The organism is Streptomyces sp. GL_140 (assembly GCF_057834465.1).
In genome coordinates this window covers 4807096-4820139 of sequence record NZ_CM174404.1, presented here as the reverse complement: position 1 = coordinate 4820139, position 13044 = coordinate 4807096, and the positions used below count along the sequence as shown (strand labels likewise).

The 13044-nt window shown below is 71.0% G+C and carries 9 protein-coding genes; 7 read left to right on the top strand and 2 right to left on the bottom strand.

The features are described from left to right. The first annotated feature begins 28 nt into the window (after positions 1 to 28). The 6 genes from AC3IYJ_RS22375 (at position 29) to AC3IYJ_RS22350 (ending at position 6015) form a co-directional block, all read left to right on the top strand. A complete protein-coding gene (locus AC3IYJ_RS22375; RefSeq protein ID WP_489396560.1) occupies positions 29 to 991 on the top strand; it encodes an HhH-GPD family protein in 963 nt (320 codons plus the stop codon). Between the two features lie 176 nt (positions 992 to 1167). Continuing rightward, complete coding sequence (locus AC3IYJ_RS22370; protein ID WP_489396559.1) at positions 1168 to 1728, top strand: SigE family RNA polymerase sigma factor; 561 nt, start codon at positions 1168 to 1170, stop codon at positions 1726 to 1728. 98 nt (positions 1729 to 1826) lie between these two features. Next, a complete protein-coding gene (locus AC3IYJ_RS22365) occupies positions 1827 to 2486 on the top strand; it encodes a hypothetical protein (RefSeq protein WP_489396558.1) in 660 nt (219 codons plus the stop codon). 52 nt (positions 2487 to 2538) lie between these two features. Further along, positions 2539 to 3252 (top strand): two-component system response regulator CseB, encoded by a 714-nt coding sequence (gene cseB, locus AC3IYJ_RS22360; protein WP_489396557.1) that lies wholly within the window; start codon positions 2539 to 2541, stop codon positions 3250 to 3252. Positions 3253 to 3324: 72 nt separating this feature from the next. After that, complete coding sequence (cseC, locus tag AC3IYJ_RS22355) at positions 3325 to 4632, top strand: two-component system sensor histidine kinase CseC (protein ID WP_489396556.1); 1308 nt, start codon at positions 3325 to 3327, stop codon at positions 4630 to 4632. A 153-nt stretch (positions 4633 to 4785) separates the two neighbouring features. Beyond that, positions 4786 to 6015, top strand: a complete 1230-nt coding sequence (locus AC3IYJ_RS22350) for a LamG domain-containing protein (RefSeq protein WP_489396555.1) — start codon at positions 4786 to 4788, stop codon at positions 6013 to 6015. 41 nt (positions 6016 to 6056) lie between these two features. Here AC3IYJ_RS22350 and AC3IYJ_RS22345 read toward each other — a convergent pair whose 3' ends face one another. Beyond that, complete coding sequence (locus AC3IYJ_RS22345) at positions 6057 to 6671, bottom strand: M23 family metallopeptidase (RefSeq protein WP_489396554.1); 615 nt, start codon at positions 6669 to 6671, stop codon at positions 6057 to 6059. A 339-nt stretch (positions 6672 to 7010) separates the two neighbouring features. On the opposite strand from AC3IYJ_RS22345, the gene AC3IYJ_RS22340 reads away from it, so the two are divergent. After that, a complete protein-coding gene (locus AC3IYJ_RS22340) occupies positions 7011 to 9965 on the top strand; it encodes an NACHT domain-containing protein (RefSeq protein WP_489396553.1) in 2955 nt (984 codons plus the stop codon). Between the two features lie 98 nt (positions 9966 to 10063). Here the strand turns inward: AC3IYJ_RS22340 and AC3IYJ_RS22335 are convergent, their stop codons facing one another. Continuing rightward, on the bottom strand, positions 10064 to 12589 hold the full coding sequence (locus tag AC3IYJ_RS22335) for an ATP-dependent Clp protease ATP-binding subunit (RefSeq protein WP_371617258.1): 2526 nt from the start codon (positions 12587 to 12589) through the stop codon (positions 10064 to 10066). Positions 12590 to 13044 lie beyond the last annotated feature (455 nt).

The window sequence follows — 13044 nt, the reverse complement described above, 5'->3', positions numbered from 1 at the left end:
GGCGAAACGTGCCAGGATGCCGTCTGCCATGACTGCATCCTCATCCTCAACGTTCCCCTCCGCCGCCGCGCTGCACTCCCCGGTCATCGCGTGGTTCGACGGACATGCCCGCGACCTGCCCTGGCGCCGCCCCGAGGCCGGCCCCTGGGGGGTGATGGTCAGCGAGTTCATGCTCCAGCAGACCCCCGTCAACCGGGTCCTGCCGGTGTACGAGCAGTGGCTGGCCCGCTGGCCCCGCCCCGCCGACCTGGCCGCCGAGGCCCCCGGAGAGGCCGTACGGGCCTGGGGGCGGCTCGGTTATCCGCGCCGGGCCCTGCGCCTGCACGGTGCGGCCACCGCGATAACGGAGCGGCACGGGGGCGACGTTCCGCGCGAGCACGCGCAGCTGCTGGCGCTGCCCGGGATCGGCGAGTACACGGCGGCCGCCGTGGCCTCCTTCGCGTACGGGCAGCGGCACGCGGTCCTGGACACCAACGTGCGCCGGGTCTTCGCGCGCACCGCGACCGGGGTCGAGTACCCGCCGAACGCCACGACCGCCGCCGAGCGGCGCCTGGCACGGGCCCTGCTGCCCGAGGACGAGGAGACCGCGGCCCGCTGGGCGGCGGCCTCGATGGAACTCGGGGCCCTGGTCTGCACGGCCAAGAGCCCGGACTGCGCGCGCTGCCCCGTGGCCGGACTGTGCGCGTGGCGGCTGGCCGGGAAGCCCGCGCACGAGGGGCCGCCGAGGCGCGGGCAGACGTACGCCGGTACGGACCGGCAGGTGCGCGGCAAGCTCCTCGCGGTACTGCGCGAGGCGGTCGGCGCGGTGCCGCAGTCGGTCCTCGACACGGTCTGGGGCGAGCCCGTACAGCGGGCCCGGGCCCTGGACGGGCTGGTCTCGGACGGGCTGGTGGAGCCGCTGGCCGGGCAGATGTACCGGCTTCCGGCCGGGCCCGCGGCGCAGGACCGGCCGGCGATCCCGGCGGAGGCACCCACGGCAACCGGAAGCTGACTCCATGATTCCGCTTGACCCGGAGAAACCCCAGCTCACAGCCACTGTTACATAACCTACGGGTGTCCGTGCGCCCACCGAAGGCTGACTCGCACAGGCCCGTGACACGGCCTCCGTAACGTCGAACCCGTAAGGCAGCGGATGAGCGGGTGGACGGGTAGCGGAGGCGGTCTCAGATGGCGCACGGCGAGGTACTCGAATTCGAAGAGTACGTACGCACTCGGCAGGACGCGCTGCTGCGCAGTGCCCGTCGCCTGGTCCCGGACCCGACCGACGCGCAGGACCTCCTGCAGACCGCCCTCGTACGCACCTACGGCCGCTGGGACGGCATCTCCGACAAGTCGCTCGCCGATGCCTACCTGCGCCGCGTCATGATCAACACACGTACCGAGTGGTGGCGTGCCCGCAAGCTCGAAGAGGTTCCCACCGAGCAGCTCCCCGACGCCTCGGTCGAGGACGGCTCCGACCAGCGCGCCGACCGCGCCCTGCTGATGGACATCCTCAAGGTGCTCGCGCCCAAGCAGCGCAGCGTGGTCGTGCTGCGACACTGGGAGCAGATGAGCACCGAGGAGACGGCCGCGGCGCTCGGCATGTCGGCGGGAACCGTGAAGAGCACTCTGCACCGCGCGCTGGCCCGCCTCCGGCAGGAGCTGGAGAGCCGGGACCTGGACATGCGCGCGCTGGAGCGCGGTGACCACACCACCAGGTACGAAGGGCGTGAGCGGTGCGCGGCCTGACTGGCCACAAACGGAACGGCCCCGATCCGAGCTCGCGTGGAGCGGGCGGACGTGAGCCCCGCGGCGGAGGCCTGACGGGCAAGGGCTCGGTGGTACTCATGTCGGCGGGGACGGTCGTCCTCGCCGGCACTGTGCTGTTCGCGGCCGGCTGCTCCACCGGGGGCACCGGCCTGCGGGACGGCGGCCCGGCCCGCACCGAATCGGTGGCCAAGACCGGCGCGCCCTCCACGGCCCCCACCGATCAGGACGGGACGGCCAGCACCACTCCGGCTGCTCCGCAGGCCTCCGGCAAGACGGGCAAGAAGATCGACCCGATCGAGCTGATCAAGGCGGATCCCAAGGTCAGCGCCGAGATCAAGCGGGACCTGAAGCCCTGCACGGGCAAGGAGTACCCGGTCGACGTCAGCTACGGGAAGGTGACCGGCGGCCCGGCCGTCGACATCGTGGTCAACGTCCTGTCCTGCGCCGACGCCCTGGGCCGCGGCACGTACGTGTACCGCTCGGACGACGGGAAGTACGAGAATGTCTTCGCCGACGAGCAGCCGCCCGTCTACTCCGAGATCGACCGGGGCGACCTGGTCGTGACCAAGCAGACCTACGCGAAGAGCGAGGCGCTCGCCTATCCGTCGGGCGAGGACGTGGTCACGTACCGCTGGAACGGGGAGAAGTTCACCGAGCAGGACCGCGTGCACACCGACTACAGCAACGTGGTCGACGGCGGGGCGGCCCCCGCTCCGGCCGTCAGCCCGAAGAGCTGACGGCCACAGACCGAGTACGAGTACGAGTACCGAGGCGAGACGAGGCTCCCGAATGGCCGAGACCCATGTCCTGTTCGTGGAGGACGACGACGTCATCCGTGAGGCCACGACCCTGGCGCTGGAACGCGACGGGTTCGTGGTCACCTCCATGCCCGACGGACTGTCCGGCCTGGAGTCCTTCCGGGCGAACCGGCCCGACATCGCCCTGCTCGACGTGATGGTGCCCGGCATGGACGGCGTGAGCCTGTGCCGCCGCATCCGCGACGAGTCCACGGTCCCGGTGATCATGCTGTCGGCCCGCGCCGACTCCATCGACGTGGTCCTGGGCTTGGAGGCGGGCGCCGACGACTACGTCACCAAGCCCTTCGACGGCTCCGTCCTCGTCGCCCGCATCCGCGCGGTCCTGCGCCGCTTCGGCCACGCCGGCGGCCCGCAGGGCGGCGGATCCGGCGGCGACGGCGAGGGCGACGACGACGAACGCGGGGTCCTGGTCTTCGGCGACCTGGAGGTCGACACGGAGGGCATGGAGGTCCGCAAGGCGGGTGCCTCGGTGGCGCTGACGCCCACCGAGATGCGGCTGCTGCTGGAGTTCTCCACCTCCCCCGGTACCGTCCTGTCCCGCGACCGGCTGCTGGAGCGGGTCTGGGACTACGACTGGGGCGGCGACACCCGCGTAGTGGACGTCCACGTCCAGCGCCTGCGCACCAAGATCGGGCAGGACCGGATCGAGACGGTCCGGGGCTTCGGATACAAGCTGAAGGCCTGATGCCTTGAGAAGAACGAACGCGGGAACGAACGCGGGAACGGACACGGGGGCGAGCACGGGGATGAAGCGGGCATGAAGCGTTTCACCCTCCGCACCGGAATCCGCTGGAAGATCACGCTCGCCATCGCTTCCGTCGGCGCGCTCACCGCCATCGCCCTGAGCCTGGTGGTGCACAGCGCTGCCCGGGTGTCGATGCTGGAGAGCGCCCGTGAGGTACAGCTGGACCGCGTCCAGTTCATCTCCCGCAACGCCGAGGCCGGCCGCAAGCCGCCCATGGGCGCCAAGCTCAACGACCCCGACCTGCCGGCGGACCTGCGCGAGAAGGCCCGCTCCGGGCGGCGCGGCACCTACATCCAGGAGAACCCGCACGGGCTCCCCGAGGTGTGGGCAGCCGTACCCCTCGGCAACGGGCAGGTGCTGTCCCTGCACACCCAGTTCCGGGAGAGCGCCAACATGGTGCGCGACCTGGACCGGGCCCTGGTCGTCGGCTCCCTCGCCGTGGTGATCGGCGGCTCCGCGCTCGGCGTCCTCATCGGCGGACAGATCTCGCGCCGGCTGCGCAAGGCCGCCGCGGCCGCGCAGCGGGTGGCGCACGGGGACCCCGAGGTACGGGTCCGGGACGCCGTCGGCGGCGTCGTGCGCGACGAGACCGACGATCTGGCACGGGCCGTCGACGCGATGGCCGACGCGCTCCAGCAGCGGCTGGAGGCCGAGCGGCGGGTGACCGCCGATATCGCGCACGAGCTGCGCACCCCGGTGACCGGCCTGCTCACCGCGGCGGAACTGCTGCCTCCGGGCCGGCCGACCGAGCTCGTACGGGACCGCGCGCAGGCCCTGCGCGCGCTGGTCGAGGACGTGCTGGAGGTGGCCCGGCTGGACAGCGCGTCTGAACGGGCGGAGCTCCAGGACGTGGCGCTGGGCGAGTTCGTGAGCCGCCGGGTCAACTCCCTGATGCCGGAGGCGACCGTACGGATCGTCGCGGACGAGATCGTCAGCACCGACCCGCGCCGCCTGGAGCGGATCCTGGGGAACCTCCTCGCCAACGCCGCGCGGTACGGGCGGGCGCCCGTCCAGGTCGACGTCGAGGGCCGGGTCGTACGGGTCCGGGACCACGGACCGGGCTTCCCCGAAGCCCTGCTGCGCGAGGGGCCGAGCCGCTTCCGGACCGGGTCGACCGACCGCGCCGGGGTGGGACACGGGCTGGGGCTGACCATCGCGGAGGGGCAGGCCCGGGTGCTGGGCGCCCGGCTGACGTTCCGCAACGTGGCGGCCCCGGGCGGCTTCGTCCAGGGCGGCACGGCGGCGGGGGCGGTCGCGGTGCTGTGGCTCCCGGAGCACGCGCCGACGGCCACGGGCAGCTTCCCGGTCGTGCGGCCCTAGGGCTGTGGCCGGGAAGGTTCGCCGGGGCGGGTCTTGACCGGGCCTTGACCGGGTCCTGACCGGGTCCTGACGGGTCGTGAGCCGCCCTGATCGGGTCCGTATCGCGACCGGCAGCTGTTCGATTGCGGACGCCGATGTTTTAGCATCCGATCCATGACTGACGGTACGGATCGCCCGCAAAACCCCCAGCCCGCACCCGGGGCCCCCGGCAACGGCGGCTACGGATACCCGCAGGGGCAGATACCCGCAGGCGGGTACGGCTATCCGCAGGCCGGCCAGCCCGGGGGCTACGGCTACCCGCCCGCGCCCGGCGCACCCGGCGGTCCCGGCGCACCCGGTGCCCCCGGCGGCTTCGGCCCGCCGGAAGGCGGCCAGGTCCCGCCCGCCGGATACGGCTACCCGCAGCCGGGCCCGTACCAGCAGGGTCCGTACCAGCAGGTGCCGCCCGCACCCGGTCCGTTCCAGCCCCCGGCCGACGAGCCGGACTGGAACGCGCTGGCGGAAGGGGCCGAGCAGGACCGGCGCAAGAAGCGGCTGTGGGCGGTCATCGGCGGGGCGACGGTACTGGCCCTGCTCGCCGGCGGCGGGGCGTTCCTGCTGCTCGGCGACGACAAGGGCTCCGACGACGCCAAGCCGCAGGCGAGCGACTCGCCTTCGGCCTCCGCCTCGCCCTCCCCCTCGGTGAGCGGGTCCAAGGCGCCGGTGGACAACACCCCGACCGTCGCGGACGACCCGACGTCCCTGCGCGACCGCAGCGGCAAGGCCCCGCTGAAGATGGGTCCGGAGGCTTCCGCGGTCCCGGTCGAGAAGCGCTTCGAGTTCCGTGCGACCGGCACCCCGAACTCGTACGCGGAGTCCCAGAAGGCCCTCGTCGACGTGTCGAAGAGCTTCACCGTCTCGGCCCGGGTCTCGAACAGCGCCTCGAAGGGGCGGCAGATCGCCGTCAGCCAGGGCAACGAGAAGACGTTCTCCTTCGAGCTGGGCTCGGACGAGGTGAACGGCAAGCCGGCGTGGATCTTCCGGGTCCAGACGAACAAGGAAGGCGCGGACAACACCACGCAGACCGTCGTGGCCGAGGGCCGCCCGATGGACAACACCCTGACGGAGCTGACCGCCACCTACAACGCCTCGACCAAGATGATCACGCTGTTCGTGAACGGCAAGCAGATCAACGAGGCCAAGGTCCCCGGCATCTACAAGGCCCCCGGGCCGCTGGAGCTGGGCCGCACCCGCGCCCAGGGCAACTGGGCCGGGGCCTGGGCCGGCGGCATGGACAGCCTGCGGGTCTTCCGGATCGCGCTGTCGCCGGAGCAGGTGGACGACCAGAAGGCGGGCAAGATCGACTCCTCGATCAAGCCGGTCGGGTCCTGGCTGCTGTTCTGATCCGGCCGAATGGGCCGGACCGATCTGACGGGTCAGACGCGTCAGACGGTGACGCCAACCTTGCGCAGGAAGGCGACCGGGTTCACGGCCGAGCCGTAGTTCGGGGTGGTCCGGATCTCGAAGTGGAGGTGCGGGCCGCTCGAATTGCCGGTGTTGCCGGAGAGGGCGATCTGCTGGCCCATCGAGACCTTCTGGCCGATCCTGACCTGGATCCTCGAGAGGTGCGCGTACTGCGAGTACGTGTTGTTCGCGTGCTTGATCACGATGGCGTTGCCGTACGCCGGACCGTCGCCGCCGCCGTTCGGGCCGGCCTTGACCACGGTGCCCGCCGAGACGGCGTCGACCGGGGTGCCTACGGGGACGGCGAAGTCCTGGCCGGAGTGCTTGTGCGACCACATGGTGCCGCCCTTGCCGAAGGTGGCGGAGAGCGTGTAGCTCGACACGGGCTTCTCCCAGGCGACGGCCGGCTTCGCGGCGACCGCCGCGGCCTGCGCGGTGGCCTGCTGGGCCACGAGCTCGGCGGTGCCCGTCAGGGCGGTCTGGGCCTCGTCGGCGAAGGCGGCGGTCGTCCCGGCCCCGAGTGCCAGGGCCGCACCGAGAGCGGTGGCGCCGATGGCCATACGGGTACGACGGGTGATGACGCGCTTCGCGGACATGGAGGAACCTCCGGGGCCGGGGACGGGGACGGGCAAGAAAGGACCCGGCACGCTGAGCGGGCGCCGGGCTTGCTTGCCCAACCTTGGTAACCCGGGGCCCCCGGCTTCCCCAAACCCCCCGATTACTACCGGGCCTCGTAGATGCACCGAGGGCTGTCCGTCCTGTTGACCGCGTCTTCACTGGGGTTGGGGTGGGGCAAATCGGACCCTTGGATCTACGAATGTTCCTAGTAGGTCCGATTTGCCCTGTGCGGCTTGTCACCGGCGCGGGACCTCTGCGCCCCCGCTCCGGGACCAAAGCCCTGCGCCCCGTTCCACCCGGAGCTACGCTCACGCCTCGTGGACGCATCCGTGCTCGGGATCCGGCTGGCCTCGGGGGTCGTGACCCCCCTCGTGAAGAAGCTCTTCCGGGGGGAGGGGGCCGGCGCGGGACTCGTGGACCGGCCCGTGCGGATCTCCTCCTACGTCTCCCTGCGCGAGCAGCGCGTCCTGTCGCGGGAAGACCTGCGCCGGCTCGCGGACAAGCTGGTCGCGGAGGCCTTACGGGCCCCCGGCGAGCGCCCGCTCCCGCCCGGCGAGGAGACGGGGGTCGCGGCCGCGCTCGCCGCCACCCTGTACGCGCTCGGGGACATCGCCCTGGAAGACGTACAGGCGGTGGAGATGGGCCCCCGGGCCTTCGCCGCCGAGCTGCGCAGGGCCGCGCCCGCGACGGGCCTGGGGCGGGACGCCGAGCTCTTCCACGACCGGCTGCTGGAGCTCACCTGCCTGCACGTCCTGCACTTCTTCACCACGCGCTCCACCTTCGTCCCGGCCTCCCTGGTCGAACAGGCCCGCCGCCAGGCCGAGGCGATCGACAAGATCGACGCCCTGATCGCGCGGATCCCCCGCCAGGACGCCCGGGACACGGAGTTCGAGCGCAGGTATCTGGCGTACCTCGTCGAACGGCAGAGCACCCTGACGATCTTCGGGCTGGACCTGCCCCCGGGCTCGGACCGCTGGCCGCTGGATCTGGCGTACGTGAGCCTCCAGGCGGCCGCCGGCCCCCACCACACCGGCGGCACCGGCCCCCGAGGCGGTAACGGGGCCACGGGCCCGGACCACGCGTTCCACGGCGCTCCCGCCACCGCCGAGGAGACCCTCGCGCGCTGCGAACGGGTCCTGCTGCGCGGCGAGGCCGGCTCAGGCAAGACCACCCTCATCCAGTGGCTGGCCGTCTCCACCGCCCGGGACGCGGACCCCGCCGGTGCCTCGGGCGGGCGGATCCCCTACGTGCTGCCCTTGAGGACCCTCACGCGGCACGGGGAGCGGCTGCCCGCCCCCGAGGACTTCCTCGCCGCCACGGCGCTGAAGGGGCGCCCGCCCGAGGGATGGGAGGACCGGGTGCTGCGCGACGGGCGCGGCCTGGTCCTCGTCGACGGCATCGACGAGATCCCGGAGGCCGAGCGGGCCCGCGCCCGCAACTGGCTCGCGGACCTGATCGCCGCCTACCCCGGCAACCGCTGGCTGGTCACCTCCCGCCCCTCGGCGGTGCGTCAGGGCTGGCTCGCCGACGACGGGTTCACCGAGCTGACCCTCTCCCCCATGAACCGGACCGAGGTCGCGGGCTTCGTCACCCGCTGGCACCGGGCGGCCGAGGAGCCCGACGATGAGCTCCGCGGACAGCTGCTGGACTCCCTGCGCACCAAACCGGACCTGGCCCGGATCGCCACCAACCCGCTGCTGTGCGGGCTGATCTGCGCCCTGCACCGCGAGCGCCGGGGCTTCCTCCCCTCGGGCCGCAAGGAGCTGTACGCGGCCGCCCTGTCGATGCTCCTGTACCGCCGGGACCGGGAGCGGGACCTGCGGCTGCCCTTCCTGGAGGAGGAGCCGCAGATCCAGCTGCTGCAGCGGCTCGCGTACTGGCTGATCCGCAACGGCCGGGCCGAGATCGGCCGAGCGCGGGCCGAGGGGCTCATCGCGGCCGCGCTGCCCGCCGTACCGGCCGCACAGGCCCTGGGAGACGCCCAGGCCGTCCTACGGCACTTCGTGGAGCGGACGGGGCTGCTGCGGGCCCCCACGGAGGACACCGTCGAGTTCGTCCACCGCACCTTCCAGGACTTCCTGGGGGCCGGGGCGGCCCTGGACGAGGGGGGCCTCGGCGAACTGACCCGGCACGCGGACGACGACCAGTGGGAGGACGTCATCCGCATGGCGGTCGCCCAGGGCCGCCCCCGGGACCGCGCGGCGATCATCGGCGACCTCCTGGTCCGCGGATCGGACCGCTCGGTGCTGCTGGCCCTGGCCTGCCTGGAGTACGCGGCGGAGCTGGAGCCGGAGCTGCGGGAGGAGGTCCGGAGCACCGCCGGGCGGCTGATCCCGCCCCCCGATCTCGTGGTGGCACGCATCCTGGCGAGCTGCGGTCCCCTGGTCCTGGACCTGCTGCCCGGCCCCGCGGAGGCGGCGGACGACGAAGCCGCGTTCCTCACGGTCGTCGCGGCGGGCGGGGCGGGGACGGACTTCGCCATCCCCTTCCTGGCCCGCTTCGCCGACCACCCGTCGCCGAAGGCGCGACACGAGCTGGTCGCACTGTGGCCGGCCTTCGACAGCCGCCTCTACGCCGAGGAGGTTCTCGCCCGCATCACCCCGCCACCACACGAGCTGCTGGCCGCCTCGGACGCCGACCTGGAGGCACTCGGGGCGTGTCTCCCGCAAGTACGCGGCCTGCGCGTGGTCGACGGCGTATCCGAGGTGGCCCTGAAGCGGTATCTGAGCCGGGCCCTGCTCCACCGCCTGGAGCTCTTCGACGTCCCTCTGACGGACCTCGACTGCCTGCAAGGGCAGCACTCGCTGCACAGCATCCAAGCAGACCGTTGCTACGGGCTCCACGACTTCGACGGGCTGACCGGACTACCCCTGGAGACCGTTGACCTGGCCTTGACAGGGCCTACGTCGGTGGGCTCCCTGACCCGGTCCTGGCCCAGGCTCCGCAGCCTCACCCTGAGCGGCTGGTACGGCGCCTGGTCCCTCGACGACCTCGCCCCCGGCGTCTCCCTGACCCGACTCGGTCTCACCGAGCCCCCGACGTCCTGGAGCGGACTGGACCGCCACCCGGAGCTGACGGCGCTCTCGGCCCATGCGGGCCTGGACCGGGACGGCTGGGAGGCCCTCGGGCATCTGGAGCACCTGACCCACCTGGTGGTGAGCAGCCTCGCCGAGATCCCCGACAAGCTGTGCCTGCCCACCGTGCGCTTCCTGAAGACGGACCGCCCGGGCGACGGCCGCCCGCTGGTCCGCCACTTCCCGAACCTGGTCTAGGCCGTCTCTTTCGGATCTTGCCGTAGGCAAAAGGGGCGGCCCCGGAACCTGTCGGTTCCGGGGCCGCCCCTTTTGCACGGTCGATCCGCGGCTATCGGCTACGCACCCTTGGAGAGGTCCGGGCCGGAGCCGGTGGCCTCGATCGGGGGAAGGTCCGAGATCGGGGTCTTCTCCTCGCCGCGGAAGGTGAACTTGGCTTCGTCGCCCTCACCCTCCTTGCCGACGACCACGATGTGACCGGGGCGCAGCTCGCCGAAGAGGATCTTCTCCGACAGGATGTCCTCGATCTCGCGCTGGATCGTGCGGCGCAGCGGACGCGCACCCATGATCGGGTCGTAGCCGCGCTTGGCGAGCAGCGCCTTGGCCTCGGCACTGAGCTCGATGCCCATGTCGCGGTCCTTGAGGCGGTCGTCCACCTTGGCGATCATCAGGTCGACGATCTGGACGATGTCTTCCTCGGTGAGCTGGTGGAAGACGACGGTGTCGTCGACACGGTTGAGGAACTCGGGCCGGAAGTGCTGCTTGAGCTCTTCGTTGACCTTCGCCTTCATCCGGTCGTATCCGGTCTTCGTGTCGCCCTGGGCCGCGAAGCCCAGGTTGAAGCCCTTCGAGATGTCCCGCGTACCCAGGTTGGTCGTCATGATGATGACCGTGTTCTTGAAGTCCACGACCCGGCCCTGGGAGTCGGTCAGACGACCGTCTTCCAGGATCTGGAGAAGGGAATTGAAGATATCCGGGTGCGCCTTCTCGACCTCGTCGAAGAGGACGACGGAGAACGGCTTCCGGCGGACCTTCTCGGTCAGCTGGCCGCCCTCTTCGTAGCCCACGTAGCCGGGGGGCGAACCGAAGAGACGGGAAACCGTGTGCTTCTCGCTGAACTCCGACATGTCGAGGGAGATCAGCGCGTCCTCGTCGCCGAAGAGGAATTCGGCGAGCGTCTTGGAGAGCTCGGTCTTACCGACACCGGACGGACCGGCGAAGATGAACGAGCCACCGGGACGCTTCGGGTCCTTCAGACCCGCACGGGTGCGGCGGATCGCCTGGGAGAGCGCCTTGATGGCGTCCTTCTGGCCGATGACGCGACGGTGGAGCTCGTCCTCCATGCGCAGGAGTCGCGAGGACTCCTCCTCGGTCAGCTTGAACACCGGAATGCCGGTCGCGGTCGCCAGGACTTCGGCGATGAGCTCGCCGTCGACCTCGGCGACGACGTCCATGTCGCCGGCCTTCCATTCCTTCTCGCGCTTGGCCTTCGCCGCCAGCAGCTGCTTCTCCGAATCACGGAGGGAAGCCGCCTTCTCGAAGTCCTGGGAGTCGATGGCCGACTCCTTGTCGCGACGCACGTTCGCGATCTTCTCGTCGAACTCGCGGAGGTCCGGCGGCGCGGTCATCCGGCGGATGCGCATCCGGGAGCCGGCCTCGTCGATCAGGTCGATCGCCTTGTCCGGGAGGAAGCGGTCCGAGATGTACCGGTCGGCCAGGGTGGCCGCCTGCACGAGCGCCTCGTCCGTGATGGAGACGCGGTGGTGGGCCTCGTAGCGGTCGCGCAGGCCCTTGAGGATCTCGATGGTGTGCTGGAGGGAAGGCTCCGCCACCTGGATCGGCTGGAAGCGGCGCTCGAGAGCGGCGTCCTTCTCAAGGTGCTTGCGGTACTCGTCGAGCGTCGTGGCACCGATGGTCTGGAGCTCACCACGGGCCAGCATGGGCTTCAGGATGCTGGCGGCGTCGATCGCGCCCTCGGCGGCACCCGCACCCACGAGGGTGTGGAGCTCGTCGATGAACAGGATGATGTCGCCGCGGGTGCGGATCTCCTTGAGGACCTTCTTGAGGCGCTCTTCGAAGTCACCGCGGTAACGGGAACCGGCGACCAGGGCACCCAGGTCAAGCGTGTAGAGGTGCTTGTCCTTGAGGGTCTCGGGGACCTCGCCCTTGACGATCGCCTGGGCCAGGCCCTCGACGACGGCGGTCTTGCCGACGCCGGGCTCGCCGATGAGGACCGGGTTGTTCTTGGTCCGGCGGGAGAGCACCTGCATGACCCGCTCGATCTCCTTCTCGCGCCCGATGACCGGGTCGAGCTTGGATTCGCGAGCGGCCTGCGTGAGGTTGCGGCCGAACTGGTCCAGGACGAGCGAGGTCGAGGGCGTGCCCTCGGCCGGGCCGCCGGCAGTGGCCGACTCCTTGCCTCCGCCGGAGTAGCCGGAGAGCAGCTGGATGACCTGCTGCCGGACTCGGTTGAGATCGGCGCCCAGCTTCACGAGGACCTGGGCGGCGACGCCCTCGCCCTCGCGGATCAGGCCGAGCAGGATGTGCTCGGTGCCGATGTAGTTGTGGCCGAGCTGGAGGGCCTCTCGGAGCGAAAGCTCCAGGACCTTCTTCGCCCGCGGGGTGAAGGGGATGTGGCCGGACGGGGCCTGCTGCCCCTGGCCGATGATCTCCTCAACCTGCTGGCGAACAGCCTCGAGCGAAATCCCGAGGCTCTCCAAGGCCTTAGCGGCGACACCCTCACCCTCGTGGATCAAGCCCAGGAGGATGTGCTCAGTGCCGATGTAGTTGTGGTTGAGCATCCGGGCTTCTTCCTGAGCCAGGACGACAACCCGCCGCGCGCGGTCGGTGAACCTCTCGAACATCGTTTATCGCTCCTCAGAGCGGTCGGGCAGTTCGGGGTCGGTCCCCGCCCTGTCCTTCCGCATGCTAGTCCCGCGGGGCGGGACAGCTCATTCCAACTGCCGACATCCGTCCGCGGCTCACCCTCACGTCCGTGGGAAAACCCGGCTGTAAGTGCCGACAACTGCTCCAACCCGATGGTGGGAGACGATGTTCCCGCAGGCCAGGCAGATACCCACAACACGTGTACGCCGATGGCGAACGGAAGCCGGTCCGGGGCGCCTCAAATCAGCGTGTCGGCCCCGATCCACTAGGAATGTCTTACCCGTAAGGACTGACACTCCATGCATGTGACGCCGGTTCCCTCCGCTACGGGCGAACACGTTTCCGTCCCGAATGTGAGACTCCGACCCCACGGAGGTTTACGTTCCGCATTCACACGAGTGCGGTACGTCACATCGCGCGTAACCCCGGAGCG